The following is an 18,396-nucleotide window of genomic DNA, read 5'->3' on the forward strand; positions in this document are numbered from 1 at the left end:
GGCGCGCGCGCGCGCGGCGGGCGCGGCGCGCGGGGGCCCCCGCGCCCCCCGCCGCCCCCGCCCGCCGCCCCCCCCCCCCCGAGGCAGTCCCCGCCACCGCGAGCCGATCCAGCGCGACCGGAACCGAGAGCCTGCGCCGCCACCATCCCGTGCCTCAGCCGCACTATCCACGAGCTCGGCTTCGTCACCGGGCTTCTCACACACTTCGGCGACCACGCCGACCAGCTCACCTGCCAGTCACCATCCACAGTGGACTAACCAGAAAAGGACACGAGACAACCGCATATCACCCGATGCGCGTGAGAGACATCGTTCTCACGCGGCACCCCGTCACGCCCACACCGTCTGCGAGGAACTGTTATGGCCACATCTGCGTGCACCACCACCGCGCCCGCCGACACCCTCGCGGCCTGCCTGGCGTCCCGGTGCGTTCCGTCCCGGGTCGCGGCCGGGCGCCATGGCCGGATACGGCTGTCTCGCTCGCCGTTGGACCGGGCCTGGCAGTGCGTCGAGCCGCGCACCGACCGCAGGTTTCTGGGGGCGGTGCTGACCTGCTGCGCGCTCGCCGAAGCCGCTCCCGTGTGCGCGTGCGCCGACCTGACCCCGCGCCGGATCGACGTGATCACGGCGGCGGCGCGGCAGCGATACACGCCGATCCAGGTCCTGGGCTGGCCCGCGCGGGTGTCCTCGCACTGGGAGGCCCGATGGGACGCGGCGCGGCGCGCCACCGCGCCGCGCTACGCCGACGCCCTGGACGGCACCCGGCTGCCCTGGCTCGACGAACTCCCCGCCATCGCCCTCACCCTGAGGGCGGCCCGATGACCCGCCCGGCCCCTGGCCCGTTCCCGGCCGCCGTGCACGCGCTGCTGTCGGCGGGCTTCCTCGAGATCCCGATCCTGACCCAGCCCCCGCGCACCCCGCACTCACCACAGCAGGTGTCCGATGTGGACGCTCGGATGTTTCTCCGGCACTGGCGGGCCGTGCGTGATGTGGTGTTCGTCTTCGATCCCGACGACGCGTGGGGCTACCGCGTCGCGCTCGAGCCCGCACCACCGCACCGACGGGGCCGGATCGTGCGGATGTGGGCGCGCGTCGGCCCGGCCGTCGAGGTGATCACCGATCTTCTCGGCCTTCCGGCGCCCGCGCCGGATTTTTCCCGTCCCCACCGTCCCACCACCACCGCGGCCCGACCTTGCCGCCGAACAGCGCCCCGCCCACGGGGTGGTTCGACGACGAGCTCTAGATCCCGCCGCCGAATCCGCGTCGCCGACACACCAGCCGCCGCTCCGCTCTGCTTGTGAAAGGACACTCCGATGCCGACCACCTTGCACTACGGCATGAAGCTGCTCGCCGTCCTCGCCGAGCACCCCGAGGGCCTGACCTACGAGACGATGCTGACCCTGGCCGGGATCGGCTCCCCCGACCTCGCCTACCCCGACTACCACACCCTCCGCGAACGCCACAAGATCGCCGACCGGCTCGAGACCCGCGACGGCGACCAGTGTCCGCGTCGCTACCTCTACCTGCCCGAGCACCTGCCCGCCCGCGCCACACCCATGACGGGCAACCGCTGATGGACGGCCAAGCGCAAGACACGGCACTGGAGAACACGGGCTGCGGACAGCCGCCGCACACCGCCGCCGTGCACGAAGCCGTTCCTTCACATGTGGGAGCGGGGTCATCCCGGCAGCCCCAGGCCCCGTACCGGCTGCCCCTCGTCCCGTCGACGTTCACCGGCCGGGACGAGGAACTCGCCCAGCTCTGCGACGCCATCGACGATACCGATGCCGGGCCCGTCATCGTGGTGCTCGGCGGACCGCCTGGGTGCGGGGCCACCACGCTGGCGGCCCGGTTCCTGTCCCAGCACGCCGATCGCTACCCCGGCGGGATCCTGTACGCGCAGCTGAGCACCGCTGGGCGGCTCGCCGTGCCCCACGTCACCGAGATCCTCGGCGGGTTCCTGCGGGCACTCGGTGTTCCCGCCGACGCCGTCCCCGCCGACCGCACGCGGCTGCGCGCGCTCTACCGCGAGATCACCGCGGCCCGGCCGGTGGCGGTGCTGGGCGACAACGTCGTCGACTGGCTCCACGTCCGTGCCCTGCTCCCCTCCGCAGCGGGCGGTCTTCTGCTGCTGACCGCCCGCGAGGGCACCATCGGGATCCACGACCTCGTCGAGGCTTGGGACGCCTACACGCTCCCGCTGGACCCGCTCCCCCCGGGACCGGCGGCGACGCTGCTACGCCGCCTCGCCGGGACAGCCCGGCTCGATGACGACCCGGCCGCCACCGCCGCGCTCGTCGACGCCTGCGGCGGGTCCCCGCGAGCTCTCGCGATCGTCGGCACTTCTCTGCGTGCCCACCCGGGTCGCAGCGTCGCGGAGCTGGCCGCGGCGATCGCCCCGGCCCCCGGCTGGCCGACCTCGCTGCCCTGGAGGGCATATCCGATGCGCACGATCTTCGACACCGCCTACGCCGATCTCGATCCCGAGGCCGCCCGCGCCTACCGCTACCTGTCCTTGCACCGCGGCCCGTGGCTGACCATCGAGGCCGCCGCCGCGATGCTGGACCGCCCCCGCGCCGCCACCCAGGCGTTACTGGACCGGCTCGCCGAGGCCACCCTGCTCACCGAGCACCAGGGCGGCCGGTTCGGGTTCGACCTGCGCGCCTACCAGCACGCCACCGAGCTGCGCCAGTCCTGCGACGAGACCGAGGACACCCTCGCCGCGCTGCGACGCCTGGTAACCCACTACCGCGCCACCGCCACGGCCGCCGACGCCGTCCTGGACCCGCACCGCCCCCATATCTCCCCGGCCTATAACGATCTTCCCGCCCCGTCACCATTCCCGGACGCCGCGGCCGCGCGAGGCTGGTTCGAGTCCGACATGGACAACATCGTCGCGGCCGTCCTCGACTGCCACGCGCTGGGCTGGTGCACGCTGTGCTGGCAGATCGTCGAGGCGACCTGGTCGTATCTGGAGTGGGCCCGGCCGATCGACACGTGGCGGCGTCTCCACGACTGCGGGCTGGCCGCCGCCCGCCACGCCGGTGACCCGCGCGCCGAAGCCCGCATGCACCTGCAAGCCGGGGCCGGCGAGCTACTCGCCCGCCAGCCCCGCCTCGCCTACCTCCACGGCATGCGCGCGCTGCGCCTGGCCGATGAGACCGGCGACACCGACCTGGAAGCCCACGCCCGCGACCAGCTCGCGCAGTGCATGCTCGCCCAAGACCGTCCATTCGCCGCGCTCTCCCACATCCGCGACGCCCTCCGGCTCACCACCGCCCGCACCCGGGCCGCGGTGATCTACCAGCGCCGCCTCGGCGAGACCTACCTCGCCCTCGGCATGCCGCGCTCCGCGATCGGCGCCCTCGACCACGCCACCCAGCTCGCCGACGAACTCGGTGATCCCGTGCTGTCCGCGCGGATCCGCGTCCACCTCGGCCAAGCACACCTGCACGCGCGAGAACCCGAACACGCCATCGCCCGCCTGCGCGCGGCCATCACCGACCTGGCCACCGACAACACCCCCGCCTCCACCGCCGACCTCGCCGACGCCCTCGAACACCTCGCCGACGCCCTGCTGGCGACCGGAGAACTCGAGGAAGCCCGCGAACGGCTGCTCGGCGCGCACGCCATCCACCGCGACCGGCACGACACCGCAGCAACGCATCGAGTCCAGACCACCCTCGACGCCCTCCAGCCGAGTCCGGAGCAGCCATGACGCTCACCATCGCTCCGATGCGGGCCGGTACCAGCATCCCGATCCGGCCGCAGCCACTGGGAAGCCACGCTCGTCACTGCGGGGCGCCACCTCGGCATCCGCATCCTCATCGAGCACCACCCCGAGCACCGGATATCGGTGGCCTACCGCGACACCGACGGCATCCCACCACCCGCGAACTCCGGCACTACAGCTGCCTGCTGCACCGGCGCGCCGCCTTGCCCCGCAGAGCCATCGGCCCGGCCACCGCTGTGGCATCCCGGACGACTTCTCCTGCGCCCGACACATCCGAACAACCGACCGAGAAGGCACGATGACAGCCCACTTCACCCCGAGCGACCCTGACGGCCGCCTGATCCGGGAGCGGCGCCGGGCGGCGCTGGAGCAAATCACGCCCACGCTGAACACCTTGGCCACCGACGGGTGGAGCTGGCGTTCCGTTCCCACCCGCACAACCGCGCCCGTAAAAATGGACGGGACGCGTACCGGCGGCAGATATCGCGACACGATGAGTATCGACCTCACCGTCGACCCGCCACGAGCCACAACACGCCGGCACGCTGCCGAGCGTCCGCACGACGATCCGCTCCACACGGTGGCCGGGCCGGTCGAGCACGTCGCGCTCCTCCTCATCAGCTGGACCACGCGCGGCGGTGCCGCCGCATGGCAACGAAATTAGGCGGTGATAGCGATGGACGCTGTGATCTACGTCGACACCGACGCCATCCACCCCGTGGCCGACGGGCGCTGGCACCACGCCCGGCTGACCCGCGTGCCCCAGCCCGGCGAAACCGTCACGATGTTGTGCGGTCTGACCGCCGCGGCGGAGTTCGAGCAGTCGGCCCAGCGCGACAGCCGGGGCGTGCCGCAGACCTGTTGGGACTGCGACCTCGTCTACCGCCGCGAACACGACTTGGACGTCTGGCCCGGGCACCCTGCCCTCCCTCGACGGCCCGTGCCGCACCCCCGCCGCACAGAAACCGCCGGGCCGAACCGGCATCACCAAGCACAGTAAGGAACCCTGTGGGACAACAACCAGCGACGCCTGCCGCGATCGCGCTCGGCGTCGGGCTGCGCATCGCACGCGAGCACCGCGGCTTCGGCGTCCGCGCGATGGCCGCGGCTCTGGGGATCGCACCTGCGGTCGTGTCCCTGATGGAACTGGCCGTCCGTCCTCCCACCGTCGAACTCACCAGCCGCGTGCTCGGTTTCCTCGCCGTCCGCGGCGACGACTACCGGCGGCTGCTGAACCTGGCCCGGCACGTGAAAGATCCGAACTGGACCGAACCCGGCCCCTGCGAATACCCCGCACCACTGCTGGAATACGAACGGACCGCGACCACGATCCTCGCCTGGGCACCGAAAATCCTCCCGGATATCGTGCAGACCCCTGACTACGCTCGCGCCGTCCTGGACTCCGGCATCCTCACCGGCGACGAAATCGGCCAGGAGCTCATGCTGCGCCTCGTCCGCCAGGACGCGCTCAGCGGGGACACCCCGGCCACCCTCACGATCATGCTCGCGGAGGCGGCACTGGCCCACCAGGTCGGCGGCCCCGCTGTATGGCGCGAACAACTCCGCCACCTGCTCACCTTGATCGACACCGACCAGGTCGCGGTGCGGATCGTGCCCGCCGACCCGCACCGGCGTCCCGGCCTGCTCAGCCCATTCTCACTGCTCCGCTTCTCCCGAGGCTCCCCGGTGGTCACCGTCTGCCGAGACCACATCTACACCTACCTCACCGAATCATCCTATGTGGACAGATACGTGAACATCGCCGAACGCCTGACACAGCGCGCCCTCCGCGAGCGAAATTCCCGCGCTCACATCAGCGAAGCACTCGCCACACTGGACAAGACCCGACAACATCACCATGCTGCGCCCACCGGATGACCAGTACTCGCCAGCGACCATTCTTTTCGGACCAGCATGCGAAGGGCGTGCGATAGGTGGTCGACCACCGGATTGCCGTGGTTCCTGCCCTCGTGCTGCCGGTCACCTCGACGATGGAGAGATGACGGTGAAAGGCTTCGAGGCGTTCGCGCACCTCGTCTGCGCGGCCGTGGCGCCCGTGTCGGGATACGGGGACACCTGCGTGTGCCCGCTCGGGGTGATTCCCTGCGGCACGGTCCAGATCGGTGACGTTGTTGCGACCCAGGCGTTCGGCGAAGCCGTGGTGGTACGCATCGGCGACCTCATCGAGGAGTACGACGGGGTTCGCCTCTGCTTCGACTGGAACGGCTTCGTGGTCCAGGGGATGCCCCTGCGCGAGGACCTCTGGCTGCCCGGCCACCTCACCCTGCTGACTTGGCGCCCGGCATCGACCAACCGCAGCCACCCGAAAGAAGTGAAAAGTGAAGGAGCGTAATGGACAACGATGGTGATTCCGCTGCGCAGGCTCAGCAGGACGAGAAAGCCACGGAGCGCTGGGTCTTCGGCGGCTCACGTGTGGATCAGGGAAAACGCGCACACGCCTGGGTCGCCCCGGACGGCGCGCACCGCGTGTACAAGACGCGAGGCAGTTACACCGTCGGCGCGATATACGCCGCTGCGGTCGCCCGCGACGGCGACCGTGTCACCTTGTACGGCACACCGACATACCTCGGAGACTTCTGCGAGGACGCCGCGCTCGTCGACCAGCTCGCCGCGCGGCACCGTGCGGCGGAGGCCGCACTGAGCCTCGCCGCGAGTGAGCGCGCCGCCAAGCAGAACGACCCTCTGGAACGGGTGATCGACCGGCTGACCGAGCTGGCCGCGCACGTCGCTCCGTCACAACGAACCGGATTCGCAGCGTACGTGCTCACACGGCTCATGCGAGGTTGGCGGTGACCTCCCCGTGGCAGGTAGTGAAGGAAGATCTCGAAGCCACCGTCGAGTTCACCGAGCAAGTATGGCTCGCAGCGGCGCAGCTCTTGGAAACGTCAAAAGCCGCGGCGACGACGTTCGAACGAGTCGCTCCCCACGTCAGCTCGAACCCGGCGTTCCAGCATGCCGCCGAAGAGATCAAGACGCTGGTGAGCCTCGCCGAGCAGGCATATGCGACCGCGCCGACCTGTTACCACGCCGCGGACGACGCGAATCGCTCGTTCACGTGACCAAGGGTTCGCCTCACCCCTACTCGGCTCGGGCCCAGGGAGCGCCAACGGCGAGGACAGCCAGGGGCTGATCGCCGCCTTCGACAGTCCTCGCCGCCGCTGCCTCCGGCAGCTTCACCCGCCGGACATTACCGTTGTGCAGAGGTAACGCGGACCATGGTGGACGTAGCCCTCGAAGGGACCGACCAGCAGCCCGTGTCCCAGCCCCCGGAGCCACCGCCGAGGACGCAGAAGTCCACTCAGGACTCAAACCGGGCGGATCTCGTCCACAACCGCACAGGTGAGCCGCATTCTCGGCTTCCTCCCAGTCCAAGGCCCGAATGCTCTTGCCCCCCAACAGATCAGGCTGCCGAACCGAGACGAGAGGTGAGTTCTCGGGCCGCATTAGAGTGCAGAGCCATGAGCGCCAGTCTCCCCCGGGCAGCTGCCGTGCGCCGCTCCGTGATTCGCGTCGTGACGTGCAACGTCCAGCGTGCCAACGAGCAGCGGACTGGTCGGCAAGCGACCTGGCTGGTGAATGCTTACGCGGACGTTCTCGTGCTGACTGAGGTGTCAGCCGGGAAGTCAGGCGATCTGCTGGCACAGCTGTTGCTGGACGCCGGGTTCGAAGTGCTGTTGCCGGAGCCGTCTGCGAGCGATCGCTATCGCGTGCTCGTTGCCGCCCGAGACGCCGCGGTCACACGGGTCGATGTCGAGCCTAGCCCGATGGCGCATCGCTGCGTTGCGGCGCGGGTCACGGTGGGCACGTCCGAGATCGGTGTCACCGGCCTCTACGTCCCCTCCCGGGGGCCTAAACACCGTCGCAACGTGGACAAACGTGCGTTCCAGGACCGTGTCACCGCGATGTTGCCACATCTCGAGAGCGCGCTGGCCGTCCAAGGGCCAGTGGTGATCACCGGCGATCTGAACGTCGTAGAGCCGGATCATGATCCGCGGTACGCGGTGTTCGGAGGGTGGGAGTACGACTTCTACCGTGCTTTCGGCCACGCGGGGTTCGAGGACGCTTTTCGCCTCAAGGAACCGGTTCGGATGGATTATTCGTGGTTTGGGCGACCGTCTGCGGAAGGGAAACGTAACGGCTATCGCTTTGATCATGCCTTTGTGAGCAGAGCGCACCGCGACACGGTGCTCGACTGTCGCTACGACCATTCGGTGCGTACCGCCGGGCTGACCGACCATGCCGCCTTGCACGTGACGCTGCAGGTTGCCGACACAGCGGCGTGACGCGCCGAGCCGGATCGGCGTGGGCTGCGAAGGCAGGCGGGAGAGCGCTGTTAAGGTCCCCGGCGCGCCCACGAGACGCGAAGGCGCCGTTGCGAACAACGGCGCGGACGGGAGCACGGCTCGCCCCGGGAGGGCTTCGACGATGACGGTGGCAGATCGGGACCCGCGCGCGGTGGTGCATGAGCTGGTGGCTGGGGTGACGCCGCTGGACGAGCGCGAGGCCGAGGACAAGGCCAGCACCTTGGGGTGGGTGGATTCGGGGGCGCCGTTGTTCCGGATCGCCCGCCCGGCCACGCCGGACAAGCACCTGTGCGTCTACGCGGCCCTGCTCGACGAGGCACGGCGCACCGTCCTGCTGGTCGATCACGTGAAGGCGGGCTTGTGGCTGTTCCCCGGCGGACACGTCGACGACGGTGAGGATCCGCGGGCCACGGTCCTGCGAGAGATCACGGAGGAGCTGCGGATCGAGGGTGAGTTCCATCCGCGGTTCGGCGACGATCCGTTGTTCTTGACCGTGACGAAGACCCGGGGCGAGCACAGCCACACCGACGTGTCGTTCTGGTTTGTGCTGGCCGCCGACCAGGACATGGAGATCGTCGCCGATCCCCGCGAAGCCCACGGCACTCGCTGGTTCGTGCTGGATGACCCGACCGAGTGGGCACCCGACCACTTCGATCCGCACATGGCCCGCTTCCGCGCCAAGCTGCTGGCCCGCCTAGGCACCCCCGCGCTGATCAGCTAGCACGATCGACGCTCGCCTGGCGCTGCGCTAGCCGGGGCGCCGAGTCGTCGCACCGGACGCGGACGGTAGTCCGAGGGTGGTCAGGAGCGCGGCGTGGTCGCTGAGGTCCTCGCTGCGTGGGGTGTGGTCGTAGGCGCAGGTGGTGATCTGTCCGGCGCCGGGGCTGATCAGGGTGTGGTCGAGGCGTTGGTTGCCGAAGCGGGCGTTGATCCAGCTGTGGTCGCCGCCGGCGGGGTTGAGGGTGCGGTAGGCGTCGCGGAGCCCGAGGTCGAGCAGGCCGGTGTAGAAGGCGTAGTCGTGGTCTTCGAAGGCCGGGAGCCGTGGGTGGTGGTCGGGTTCGATGACGTTGAGGTCGCCGGCCACGCACAGGGCCGGGTGATGGATGGCGGCGAGGTAGTCCAGCAGCTGGTGCTGGAATTCGCGGCGGCGGTGGCTGCTTTCCGGGGTCATGCCGTTGGTGGGGCCGTAGACGCCGACCAGTCGCACAGTCGTGTCGTCAGTGGCGAGGTCGACGGCGACGATGCGCGGATCGAATCCCGCCGGCTGTACCCGGGTGGCCTCGAGCCCGCGGGTGGCCACGACGGTGAGATAGCGGACGTCGGTCCAGCCGGGGGTGCAGGTGGTGGTGAAGCCTTCCGCCTGCAGGCAGGCGAGGATGTGGCGGCCTCCGTCGGAGGGTTGCATCTCGGTGAGGACCAGGGTGTTGCTCTTGGTGGCCAGCAGCCAGTCGACGATGCGTTGCGCGCGGCCGGGGCTGGGGCTGTTGACGTTGAGCGCGCACACGCGCAGCTCGTCGGCCGGGCCGTCCTCGGTGCTGCCCTCGGCGGTGGTGGCGCCGAACAGCATCGGCTGCCATGCGTCGTCGGTCACGCTGTCTCTGCCTTCTGGTCGTCGGACGGTTGGCTGTTCGCCGGGGTGGTGATGAGGCGGTGGATGCGGGTGATGGTCTGGTGAAGCTGGTCGGGGGTCAAGCGTTTGCTCGCGCGTTGTTCGGGTGATTCCTGGGCCGCGCCGTAGACCCAGAAGAAGCTGTCGGTGGCGGCGTCGAGGATCAGGAACCGTTGTTTGGCGGCGGGTCCGCGGACGAGCAGGGAGAGGGTGTCGGCCTCGGCGTGGACGGTGTGGACGCTGGTGTGGTGCAGTGCGTAGGTCGCGCCGGGGTGCTCGCGGCGTTCGTGGATGGGGCGCAGGGTGTGCGGGTCGGTGTCCTCACCGAATTGGTCGTCGCGGCCGAAGATGCGGTGGGTGTAGCCGCCGCGCAGGATGTGGCTGGCGAAGCTCCACCGGTGGTTGTGCGGCCGGTCGAAGAACCCGTCCCGGTAGAGGTGCAGCCGCAGCCGCACCGTGAGGTCGGGGGCGTCGTAGAGGACGAGTTTGTGCATGAAGTCGTAGCCTTCGCACATCGAGGCCAGGTGCCCGTCGCCACGGACGCGGTCGACGAGCGTGCGCAGGAGGTCCGGGGTGGTGGTGAGCGTGTCGAACAGCGGGGCGCAGCCGTGCAGGATCGAGGTGGTGTCGTCCCAGTCGATCGTGCCGAGTGCGGAGAAGCTGGGGTGGGGCAGGCCGGTCGTCACGAAGTCACCGTCCACTGTGGATTGTCGTGGTGGGTGTAGGGCGAGGTGTCGAGCACGCGTTTGAGATGCGGGTGCAGGCGATAGAACTGGGTTCCCGCCTCGGGTTGCGGAGTCAGGTCCGGAAGCGCGCCGGTGGCGGCGACGTGGACGGCACCGGCCAGCAGCAGGCGCAGCTGCGTGGTTTTCACCCGTGCGGCCAGGGTGCGGGTCGGTGCGACCGGCACGGGATGGACGGCAACGATGTCTCCGGCGTCGACGGCGGCCTGGGCCAGGTGCAGGGTGCAGACGATGGGCTGGTTGTGCAGCAGGGCCCAGCCGACCGCGTCCATGCCGCGCTGGGCGGGCAGCGCGCCGTTGTGGGCGTTGAGCACACCCAGTTTCGGGGCGTCGAGCACGGCCCGCGGGACGATCGGCATGCCGACCAGGAGAACCAGGTCGGCCTCCGCCGCGTGGATCGCCGCGACCACTGCGTCCCAGGTGACGGCGGTGGTCGCCGGGACGCTGTCCGGGACGGTGGAGACGGGCGCTGGGCCGGGCGGCGCTGGCGGGTACCACGCGCTGGCGTAGTTCGAGAGCGCCGGGCAGCGGGTGTCCTCGGGCGTGTACCAGCACACGGTGTCGATGGGCAGACCCGCGTCGGTCGCGGCGGACACCAGCCGGGCCGCGCTGTGTGAGCCCGCGCTGGCGAGCACGACGATCCGTGCCCGGACCGGGCCTGCCGCCGCTGCACGAGGCCACGCCGCTGCCGCGCCCCCAGTCGCGGGTTCGTCCAGCAGAACCCGGCGCGCCAGGCCGCGCCGCACCTGGGCGGTGGCCTCGTCCAGCAGCCGCCCGACGGCCGCGAGTTGACCGACGAGGCCCGGTGCCTGCCATCCATCGTCCCGGCTTCCGCGGGTGCGGTGGTGGTGCAGCCAGGCGGCGCCGGTGAGTTTGCAGGCGGCGTTGAGGAAACGCCGATCCCCGCTCGACTGAGACAGGTCGATCCAGTGGGCGGCCAGGGCCAGCCACGCCTCGCCGAGGGCGGGAGCCAGGGCGACGAGCCGCTCGCTGGCTGGTGGGAGGAACAGTCCGCTGGTTTCGATCCGGTGCAGCACGTCCACGTCGTCGGTCGGGGCGGTGTGTTCCACGTGAGCGTCGAGCGGCGGCGGGCCGAACTCCGGGATGTGCGGGGTGTCGAGGCGCCAGAGGGCTGCCTGGAACGCCTCGGCCGCGGTGAGCCGCCGCGCGGGAGCGGGCGGAGTGAGGGCGAGCAGGTCGTCGAGTGCGAAGTCCCCGTCGGTGTCCATCCGCACGGGATGCCGCGCAGCGGTATGGCCGTTGATGCCGCGGGATTCGATGTGGCCGGCGGTCATCGGGCGACCGCCGCCGAGACCTTGGCCAGAACCTCGAGGTAGCCGGCCACGAGCGGCTCGTCGCCGTCGTAGCCCCACAGCGGGAGTTTGAGGAAGGTGCCGGCGAAGGCGGCCACACCGGGCAAGTCGGTAGGCGGTGGCGGTGTGGGTGTCCAGGGGGCGAACGGGTCGCGGCGGGCGAACAGGGGCTCGGGGCTGATGTCACGGGTCGAGCCGGGGGCGTCGATCTCGGTCGCGCCCTCGGCGTGGCAGAGCCCGACGAACTCGTCGCGGGAGACCGTGGCGCGCTCGGGGTGGAAGCGCAGTCCGAGCACGTAGAGGCCGTGGTCGCTGTCGGTTTCGGGCACGATCGCGGGTGTGATCACCGGATTGCCGTGCAGTGCGGTGGTGTAGCGGGTGAGGACCGCGCGGCGGCGGGCTTCGATGTCGGCGGCGTGTGCGAGCTGGTGCACGCCGATCGCGGCGCCCAGGGTGGTGATGCGGTGTTTGAGGCCCATGCCGGTGAAGGCGTACGGATAGTACTCGGCGGCGGGGTCGATCTCGTGCTGGCAGCGTTTGTTGTAGTGCCCGTACAGCAGGGCCAGTTCGCGGTAGCGGTCGCAGGCGGTGACCAGGACGCCGCCTTCGCCGGTGGTGATGGCCTTCTGGTTGGTGGAGAACACCGCCATGTCCCCGAATGTGCCGACCCGCCGGCCGTGCCAGGACGCGAAGTGCGCGTGGGAGCAGTCCTCGAGCAGCAGCAGATCGTGGGCACGGCAGAAGTCGGCGATCTCGTCCATCGGGCACGGGTTGCCCCACATGTGCGTGACGATCACCGCGCGGACCGCGGGCGTGAGTTTTCCGGCCAGGGTCGCGGCGGTGACGTTGCCGAACGCGTCGGCGTCGGCGAAGCGGACCTCGATGCCGTCGAAGGCGAACGGGGTCGCGGTGGCGAGGAAGGTGTAGGCGGGCGCGATGATCGCGTCCCCGGGCCGGAGTCCCGCGACACGGCTCATCGCGTGGATGGCCGCGGTGCCGGAGGCGAACGACACCGCGTGCGGCGCGCCGACGAACCGGGCGAACGCGGTCTCGAATTCGCCGATCACGCCGGAGGCGTCCCGATCGGACAACGACCGGTGCAGCTGCGCACGGACGGCCTCCTCCAAGCCGGGGGTGACAGCGGGCCACTGGTAGTGCGGGCCGGGGATGTCGAGGGCCGGGGTCCCGCCGTGCGCGGCGAGCGTGCTGATCGCGGTCATCGTGGAATGGCTCCGTTCCTCCGGGCCCCAGCCGTCGGTGTGGAGCCGGGCGTGGCGCGCAGCTCGGCGATGATCGGCGCGAGCCGGTCCGCGGTGGCGGGGATCGGCTCGCCGAGTTCGAGCTGCGCGGTGGCCCAGCCGTGCCGGTCGGCGAACCGTTGCAGGTTGTGCGCGGTCTTGGTCTGGTAGTCGACGAAGGTGTCGCGACCCAGGTCGTCGAGCGCCCCGTAGCCGGCGTGCATGCCCAGCTCGGCGGGCCGGAAGGTGCTGCGGCGGTCATACAGGGCGCCCACGTCGGCGTGCAGGAGCAGCACCGCGTCGGGCATCCGGACCCGCGCGAAGATCACGTCCAGGTCGGCTTCGGTGAAGCCCTGCAGCAGCAGTTTGGCGAAGAACTTGTACAGCCAGCCGTCGACGAGGACATCGAAACCCGCTTCCAGCAGTGGGGCGAGGACGGTCTCGGTGTGCGCGGTGAACCACGCGGCTTGCAGCGACGCCCAGAACGCGTCGGACAGGTCCGGGGCGTCGCCGCTGTGCCAGAGCATTCGCGACAGGTGCTCCATCAGCGTCGCCGAATATCGTGAGGTCGCCGAGACCTGTCGGCGCCCGACAAACACCAACGTTTCCGCGCCCACCGTCGACCGGGTGGACGCGCCGGGTCGGGCAAGTCGGGCGGCAGCGGCGTCGTAGCCGATGTCGGCGAGATGGCGGGCCAGGGAGGTCTTGCCGACTCCGTCGGTTCCTTCCAGCGCGATGAAGCGGCCAGGCATGGTCACGGCTCCTCCCCGTAGCGATCACACCTTGGTGATGACGTGGCTACTGATTGTGGTTTCTGTGATGTGGTGGGGCAATCCGCCGCCCCGGTGCTGGACCCGCCCCAAGGGCGGCGGGTCAGGTGCCGCATGGGTCGTTGGCGTTGATCAGCCGCCAGTCCTCGGCGCTTCGCCACCGGGTGACCTCGTGCTCCAGCGTCTGCCGGCTTGTGGCTGGTAAGGACGGCAGGAGCTGCTCCAGCGCCGGCACCAGCTCGATAGCCAGGGCGCAGGCTTCGCGCTCCAGCAGTGCCAGGACCGCGGTGCCCAGGCTTGGGTCAGGCGAGCCCGGGTCGGCGGTGCCGAGGAGGTCGAGCATCCCGGCGAGTACCCGGAACGCGGCGCCTTTGAGGACGATCCGCGCGCCGCGCACGCTGTGCCGTGGGGCCCCGTCGAGGATCTTCTCCAGGCTTTTGAGGGTGTAGTCGAGGGCGAAATGCCGGTCGACCCACATCTGCGCCCGCTGTGAACAGACGCCGATCCGCCAGTCGGCGAAGCGCGCCTCGACCCGTCCCATCGTGGGGTCGGGCTGCCCGGCGAGCCCGCGGGCCTGCACCGCGCGGGTGTAGGGGGCGCCGATCAGGCACTCCATCGACACCAGCATGTAGGAGATCTCGGTATAGAACGGCCGCCCCGTCGCGTGCCGTGCCACGAAATCCGGATCGGTGACACCGTCCACGATCTGTTCGACCGGCAGCTCGGGCAGCGGCCGCAGGAGCAGATCGGTGCGGGCCTGGAAGGCGTGCGTCGCGGCCAGCTCGTCAGCGGTCATCAGATGATCGAAAGTGATGTAGGTGAACCGGGTCGGCACGCCCAGCGCGGACAGGGTGCGGATCGCCAGGGCGTTCTGCTCGGCGGTGGTGTCCTTGGCGAACCGCCGCAGAATGGAGGTCACGCCGGATTCGACGCCGAACAACATCCGCCGCAGCCCGGCCTCGAGCAGGTCGCGCCACATCCGCGCGCGCTCCGCATGCCAGTCGCGGTCGCGGTCCGGGCGGACGACCTGGTCGATCCGGCACGAGGACTCCCACGCGAACCCCGCGTCGCTGATCGTGCGCGCGATCGCGCGGGCGCGGGGAACGGCGTCGGCGCCCCGGCCGATGAACTCCTCGTCGACCACATACACCGTGCGGGAGATCCCGGGATGCCGGTCGGCGACCGTCCCGATCTCGCTCAGCATCCACGGCAGCCGGTCGGTGCTGCCGCCGGCCCAGGAGCCCTTGTGCCCGCGTGGGCAGAACGAGCAGTGGCTGGTGCAGCCGCGGGAGATCTCCAGCTGTGCCACGCCCTTGGCCGCGAACGTGGCGTCCAGCAGGTCGAGTTCGGGCAGGAAGTCCCGCTGCAGCCGGTTCGGTGTCACCGCGGTACGCCGCGCCCGGCGGCCGAAGGCGAGCGCACCACGACAGGGGGCACCGCGGTAGCCGATGCCGCGGATGTCGGTGAGGGCGCGGTCGCGGTGGAAGTAGGCCAGCGTGTCGGCGATCGTCGGTTCGCCCGCCCCGCGCGCGATCAGCAACCTCGGATACCGCTGCAATAGCATGGCCTCGTTGCGCACGGTCAAGCTGCCGCCCGCGAGCACCAGCGGCGGAGCCACCTCCTGCAACTGGTCGAGCAGTTCGCGCATCAGATCGTGCTGCCCGAACGTCGCGGAGATCCCCACGATGTCCGGCCGGCGCTGGTCGATCCACCGCAGGATGTCCTGCAGCGAGGCGCCCAGTTGCATGTCGACCAGGTGCACCTGACCCAGCAGCGTCAGCCTCGCGGCGCGGGCGAGGTCGGAGATCGCCAGCGGGAACCGCGGCAACGGGAACCATTCCGGGTGGTACAGCGAGGCCAGCAGAACCCGCGGGCGCGCCAGCCGGTCCGCCGCCTCCTCCGACAGTTCGGCGTGCGACAGCCAGCTCTGCGGCTCGGCGATCGACATGCGCCCGGAGGTCCACTCCGGCCACGCGCGGGTGGCGTGCGGCTGCCCGGACAGATCAGCCGCCACCCAGCTGCCAGGATGGCCCGCACGTTCAGCGACCAGCAGCCGCCGATCGAGCGCACCGGTGAGGCTGAACCGGCCTGGCACCACGTTCGCCACGTGCTCGGACAGCGCCGTCAGATCGGTTTCGGGCAACGTCTTCACCGCGGCCACTGTGCTGGCCGGGACGTCGCCATCCGGTGTGGTGGCGCGAATCGCCTCGATGAGCCGGTGGTGGAATGGCGACATCGCGTCAGTCATCGTGGACGTCGTCGGCCTGGCCAGGGTTGTTACGGCGGTGCCGGTGTCGTGCAGCGTGTGCATGCGGTGCTCCCCACCACCCGGAAACCTCGTTGGACGGCACCCAGCACATCGGGCCGCGTCGGTGGCCGACAAGGCCGCCGGACACACCCGGACTGTCCCGGCGGCAGCACGTCCGTCAGCTGCGTCAATACCTCACTCGCGGCACCGGGGCGGGTAGGGTTTCGGACGATATGGGACACCCGCCGGTCAGCCCCCGCGAGCGATGACCTCGCCCACCGCCGACATCGACCCGCTCGACGCGACCACCGTCGCCGAGTTCGCCGCGTGCCTGCGCCAGGTCCGCCTCCGCGCTGGCAACCCCTCCTACCGGGCCCTGCAACAGTGGGGCGCCCGCAACAAGGTCCCGCTTCCCCGCAGCACCGTGCAAGACGCCCTCGCCGGGCGCCGCCTGCCCCGTAAATCCCTCGTCCTTGGGTTGATCCGCGCCTGCGGCGTCCCCGTCGACGACCGCCGCTGGGAGAACGCCTGGACCCGCCTCGCGGGCCAGGCCGGGAGCACGCCTGCGCCCCCGCGCAGCGACCTCCACCGCGCGCTCACTCGCGATCTCCAGCCCGCGGGTCTGCTCCGCGTCGGCGCCACCTATCTCGGTGAGCTGGAATGGAAACAACTCTTCGCCGAGGTCACCGAACTCGACATCGTCGTGGCCTACGGACAGACCTGGCGCAACCTGCATGCCCGCGAACTCGCCCAGGTCGCCGCCCGCCCAGGCAGCCGCATCCGGGTCTTCCTCGCCGACCCCGACCACGCCTTCACCCTCGACATGCTGGCCGACCGTTTCGACATCACACCCGAGGAACTACGCACTCGCATCGTCGCCACCCGCCGCGCCTACGGGGCACTGCGCCACCCGGGCGGCGCCCGGATCGAGGTGTACTACCGGCCGGGTGACCGGGTTTTCAGCTTCTACCGCTTCGATGACATCGCCGTTGTCGGGCTCTACAGTCACTCCCGCGCCCGCGGCGCCGCCGTGCCCGTCTTCGTCTGCGTACAGCCTGGCGAGCTCTACGACTTCGTCCAGGACGAACTCGCCGTCATCCTCGATCAGAGCAGGCTCGTATGACCCCACCTCACTCCGCCGACACCACGAACCCGCCACCGATCCCGGTCCGTCAGCTTGGTGCCACTGGCATTACCGTGCCCGCGATCGGCATCGGCTGCTGGGCTATCGGCGGCCCCGACCACAACCTCGGCATGCCCATGGGCTGGTCCACCGGCGCCGACCACCAGCAATCCCTCGCCGGACTGGAAACCGCGTGGCAACACGGCGCCCGGCTGTACGACACCGCCGACGTCTACGGCCACGGCACATCCGAACGCCTCCTCGGACAGCTCGTCGCCCAGGTGCCGCGCGAGCAGATCGTGCTCGCCTCCAAAGTCGGCTACTTCGCCGGCACCGCCGAACACGGCTTCGAACCCCGCCACATGCGCCGCCAGCTCGAACAAGCCCTCGACAACCTGCGCACCGACCACCTCGACATCTACGCCTTCCACCACCCCGACTTCGGCCCCGACGACCGCTGGCTCCACCCCGCCCTCGAGGCCATGCGCTCCTTCCGCGACGAAGGCCTGATCACCGCGATCGGCATGCGTGGCCCACACCGCTTCGCCCCCGACCGCCTCGCCACCCCACCCGACCAGCGCGGCGACAAGATCGCCAGGTTCAGGGCCCTGTTCGACACCATCCAGCCCGACATCCTCGCCATCAGAGACAACCTCCTCACCCCGCCGGCCCGCTCCGAAGGCATCTTCTCCTTCGCCGACCAGCACAACGTCGGCATCCTGATCAACAAACCCCTCGGACAAGGACTGCTCACCGGAACCCACCACCCCAGGACCCCGCCCGTCTTCGGCCCCGGGGACCACCGGCTCCGGAAACGCTGGTTCCATCCCGACGCACTCGCCGTCATCTCCGAGGGCTTGGACCGCGTCCGCGCCATCATGGGCCCGCGCACCGAAGACCTGATCCGCGTCGCTCTCTGGGCCTGTCTCGACCGCTCACCCAACACAGCCGTGCTCGTCGGATTCACCAACCCCGACCAAGTCGCCATGAACCTCACGTCGCTGAATCCACGCCCGAACCCGACTGACCTCGACGCGGCCCGGGAAATCATGGCCAGCATCCAGAAGCGGCTCGACGCGGCGGGCGACACCATCCTGGCCACCTAGCGGAACCTACCCGGCAAGTCAGGGCACCCGAGATGCAACCGATGGACACCCTGGCAAACGTGACCGGCCCACGAGACTGCCACGGATCGGGGGGGGGGGGGGGGGAAGCCCCCGCCACCCCGGAAACAACAACACAAGACCGGGGGGTTGTGGGGGGGGGGGGTGTAAAAAAACACACCCCCCCACAA

20 protein-coding genes are annotated in these 18,396 nt (G+C 70.3%); 14 read left to right on the forward strand and 6 right to left on the reverse strand.

Annotation, left to right across the window (positions count from 1 at the left end; all coding sequences use genetic code 11):
• Window positions 1–360 precede the first annotated feature (360 nt).
• From ACFWX1_RS31225 to ACFWX1_RS31280, 12 genes are all read left to right on the forward strand, one after another.
• On the forward strand, window positions 361–822 hold the full coding sequence (locus tag ACFWX1_RS31225; protein WP_378393347.1) for a hypothetical protein: 462 nt from the start codon (window positions 361–363) through the stop codon (window positions 820–822).
• Window positions 819–1,301, forward strand: a complete 483-nt coding sequence (locus ACFWX1_RS31230; protein WP_378393348.1) for a hypothetical protein — start codon at window positions 819–821, stop codon at window positions 1,299–1,301. The genes ACFWX1_RS31225 and ACFWX1_RS31230 overlap by 4 nt, the downstream gene beginning before the upstream one ends.
• Before the next feature lie 12 nt (window positions 1,302–1,313).
• A complete protein-coding gene (locus ACFWX1_RS31235) occupies window positions 1,314–1,574 on the forward strand; it encodes a hypothetical protein (protein WP_378393349.1) in 261 nt (86 codons plus the stop codon).
• A gap of 92 nt (window positions 1,575–1,666) precedes the next feature.
• Window positions 1,667–3,718, forward strand: coding sequence for an AAA family ATPase (locus tag ACFWX1_RS31240; protein ID WP_378393350.1), 2,052 nt, complete (start codon window positions 1,667–1,669; stop codon window positions 3,716–3,718).
• A gap of 313 nt (window positions 3,719–4,031) precedes the next feature.
• The gene (locus ACFWX1_RS31245; RefSeq protein ID WP_378393351.1) at window positions 4,032–4,397 is read left to right on the forward strand and encodes a hypothetical protein; all 366 of its coding nucleotides are present in this window, start codon (window positions 4,032–4,034) and stop codon (window positions 4,395–4,397) included.
• 12 nt (window positions 4,398–4,409) lie between these two features.
• Complete coding sequence (locus ACFWX1_RS31250) at window positions 4,410–4,733, forward strand: zinc finger protein (protein WP_378393352.1); 324 nt, start codon at window positions 4,410–4,412, stop codon at window positions 4,731–4,733.
• Between the two features lie 8 nt (window positions 4,734–4,741).
• Window positions 4,742–5,611 (forward strand): Scr1 family TA system antitoxin-like transcriptional regulator, encoded by an 870-nt coding sequence (locus tag ACFWX1_RS31255; RefSeq protein WP_378393353.1) that lies wholly within the window; start codon window positions 4,742–4,744, stop codon window positions 5,609–5,611.
• Window positions 5,612–5,732: 121 nt separating this feature from the next.
• Window positions 5,733–6,086, forward strand: coding sequence for a hypothetical protein (locus tag ACFWX1_RS31260; protein WP_378393354.1), 354 nt, complete (start codon window positions 5,733–5,735; stop codon window positions 6,084–6,086).
• On the forward strand, window positions 6,086–6,547 hold the full coding sequence (locus tag ACFWX1_RS31265; protein ID WP_378393355.1) for a hypothetical protein: 462 nt from the start codon (window positions 6,086–6,088) through the stop codon (window positions 6,545–6,547). Before ACFWX1_RS31260 ends, ACFWX1_RS31265 begins: the two co-directional genes overlap by 1 nt.
• Entirely contained in the window at window positions 6,544–6,813 is a 270-nt protein-coding gene (locus tag ACFWX1_RS31270; RefSeq protein ID WP_378393356.1) for a hypothetical protein, read from the forward strand. The genes ACFWX1_RS31265 and ACFWX1_RS31270 overlap by 4 nt, the downstream gene beginning before the upstream one ends.
• Before the next feature lie 399 nt (window positions 6,814–7,212).
• Entirely contained in the window at window positions 7,213–8,037 is an 825-nt protein-coding gene (locus ACFWX1_RS31275) for an endonuclease/exonuclease/phosphatase family protein (protein ID WP_378393357.1), read from the forward strand.
• A 142-nt stretch (window positions 8,038–8,179) separates the two neighbouring features.
• Complete coding sequence (locus ACFWX1_RS31280) at window positions 8,180–8,779, forward strand: NUDIX hydrolase (protein WP_378393358.1); 600 nt, start codon at window positions 8,180–8,182, stop codon at window positions 8,777–8,779.
• Between the two features lie 27 nt (window positions 8,780–8,806).
• Here ACFWX1_RS31280 and ACFWX1_RS31285 read toward each other — a convergent pair whose 3' ends face one another.
• The 6 genes from ACFWX1_RS31285 to ACFWX1_RS31310 form a co-directional block, all read right to left on the reverse strand.
• Entirely contained in the window at window positions 8,807–9,649 is an 843-nt protein-coding gene (locus tag ACFWX1_RS31285; RefSeq protein WP_378393359.1) for an endonuclease/exonuclease/phosphatase family protein, read from the reverse strand.
• Window positions 9,646–10,353 (reverse strand): hypothetical protein, encoded by a 708-nt coding sequence (locus tag ACFWX1_RS31290; RefSeq protein WP_378393360.1) that lies wholly within the window; start codon window positions 10,351–10,353, stop codon window positions 9,646–9,648. Before ACFWX1_RS31290 ends, ACFWX1_RS31285 begins: the two co-directional genes overlap by 4 nt.
• Window positions 10,350–11,705 (reverse strand): formyltransferase family protein, encoded by a 1,356-nt coding sequence (locus ACFWX1_RS31295; RefSeq protein WP_378393361.1) that lies wholly within the window; start codon window positions 11,703–11,705, stop codon window positions 10,350–10,352. Before ACFWX1_RS31295 ends, ACFWX1_RS31290 begins: the two co-directional genes overlap by 4 nt.
• Window positions 11,702–12,943, reverse strand: coding sequence for a DegT/DnrJ/EryC1/StrS family aminotransferase (locus ACFWX1_RS31300; RefSeq protein ID WP_378393362.1), 1,242 nt, complete (start codon window positions 12,941–12,943; stop codon window positions 11,702–11,704). Before ACFWX1_RS31300 ends, ACFWX1_RS31295 begins: the two co-directional genes overlap by 4 nt.
• Window positions 12,940–13,713 (reverse strand): dTMP kinase, encoded by a 774-nt coding sequence (locus tag ACFWX1_RS31305; RefSeq protein ID WP_378393363.1) that lies wholly within the window; start codon window positions 13,711–13,713, stop codon window positions 12,940–12,942. The genes ACFWX1_RS31300 and ACFWX1_RS31305 overlap by 4 nt, the downstream gene beginning before the upstream one ends.
• 121 nt (window positions 13,714–13,834) lie before the next feature.
• Window positions 13,835–16,042 carry a B12-binding domain-containing radical SAM protein gene (locus tag ACFWX1_RS31310; RefSeq protein ID WP_378393364.1) on the reverse strand — a complete coding sequence of 736 codons (2,208 nt, stop codon included), beginning with the start codon at window positions 16,040–16,042 and terminating at the stop codon, window positions 13,835–13,837.
• 202 nt (window positions 16,043–16,244) lie between these two features.
• Between ACFWX1_RS31310 and ACFWX1_RS31315 the strand changes: the two genes are divergently transcribed.
• Together ACFWX1_RS31315 and ACFWX1_RS31320 are read left to right on the forward strand one after the other, a co-directional pair.
• Window positions 16,245–17,102, forward strand: a complete 858-nt coding sequence (locus ACFWX1_RS31315; protein WP_378393365.1) for a hypothetical protein — start codon at window positions 16,245–16,247, stop codon at window positions 17,100–17,102.
• Window positions 17,103–17,176: 74 nt separating this feature from the next.
• A complete protein-coding gene (locus ACFWX1_RS31320; RefSeq protein WP_378393366.1) occupies window positions 17,177–18,208 on the forward strand; it encodes an aldo/keto reductase in 1,032 nt (343 codons plus the stop codon).
• Window positions 18,209–18,396: the final 188 nt, after the last annotated feature.

Source organism: Amycolatopsis sp. NPDC059021 (assembly GCF_042739895.1).
Classification (GTDB): Bacteria; Actinomycetota; Actinomycetes; order Mycobacteriales; family Pseudonocardiaceae; genus Amycolatopsis.

What these genes read in the sequence shown, in the direction of transcription:
- ACFWX1_RS31225 (WP_378393347.1), top strand. Translation starts at nt 361, where the DNA reads ATGGCCACATCTGCGTGCACCACCACCGCGCCCGCCGACACCCTCGCG.
- ACFWX1_RS31230 (WP_378393348.1), top strand. Translation starts at nt 819, where the DNA reads ATGACCCGCCCGGCCCCTGGCCCGTTCCCGGCCGCCGTGCACGCGCTG.
- ACFWX1_RS31235 (WP_378393349.1), top strand. Translation starts at nt 1,314, where the DNA reads ATGCCGACCACCTTGCACTACGGCATGAAGCTGCTCGCCGTCCTCGCC.
- ACFWX1_RS31245 (WP_378393351.1), top strand. Translation starts at nt 4,032, where the DNA reads ATGACAGCCCACTTCACCCCGAGCGACCCTGACGGCCGCCTGATCCGG.
- ACFWX1_RS31250 (WP_378393352.1), top strand. Translation starts at nt 4,410, where the DNA reads ATGGACGCTGTGATCTACGTCGACACCGACGCCATCCACCCCGTGGCC.
- ACFWX1_RS31260 (WP_378393354.1), top strand. Translation starts at nt 5,733, where the DNA reads ATGACGGTGAAAGGCTTCGAGGCGTTCGCGCACCTCGTCTGCGCGGCC.
- ACFWX1_RS31265 (WP_378393355.1), top strand. Translation starts at nt 6,086, where the DNA reads ATGGACAACGATGGTGATTCCGCTGCGCAGGCTCAGCAGGACGAGAAA.
- ACFWX1_RS31275 (WP_378393357.1), top strand. Translation starts at nt 7,213, where the DNA reads ATGAGCGCCAGTCTCCCCCGGGCAGCTGCCGTGCGCCGCTCCGTGATT.
- ACFWX1_RS31280 (WP_378393358.1), top strand. Translation starts at nt 8,180, where the DNA reads ATGACGGTGGCAGATCGGGACCCGCGCGCGGTGGTGCATGAGCTGGTG.
- ACFWX1_RS31295 (WP_378393361.1), bottom strand. Translation starts at nt 11,705, where the DNA reads ATGACCGCCGGCCACATCGAATCCCGCGGCATCAACGGCCATACCGCT.
- ACFWX1_RS31300 (WP_378393362.1), bottom strand. Translation starts at nt 12,943, where the DNA reads ATGACCGCGATCAGCACGCTCGCCGCGCACGGCGGGACCCCGGCCCTC.
- ACFWX1_RS31305 (WP_378393363.1), bottom strand. Translation starts at nt 13,713, where the DNA reads ATGCCTGGCCGCTTCATCGCGCTGGAAGGAACCGACGGAGTCGGCAAG.
- ACFWX1_RS31310 (WP_378393364.1), bottom strand. Translation starts at nt 16,042, where the DNA reads ATGCACACGCTGCACGACACCGGCACCGCCGTAACAACCCTGGCCAGG.
- ACFWX1_RS31315 (WP_378393365.1), top strand. Translation starts at nt 16,245, where the DNA reads ATGACCTCGCCCACCGCCGACATCGACCCGCTCGACGCGACCACCGTC.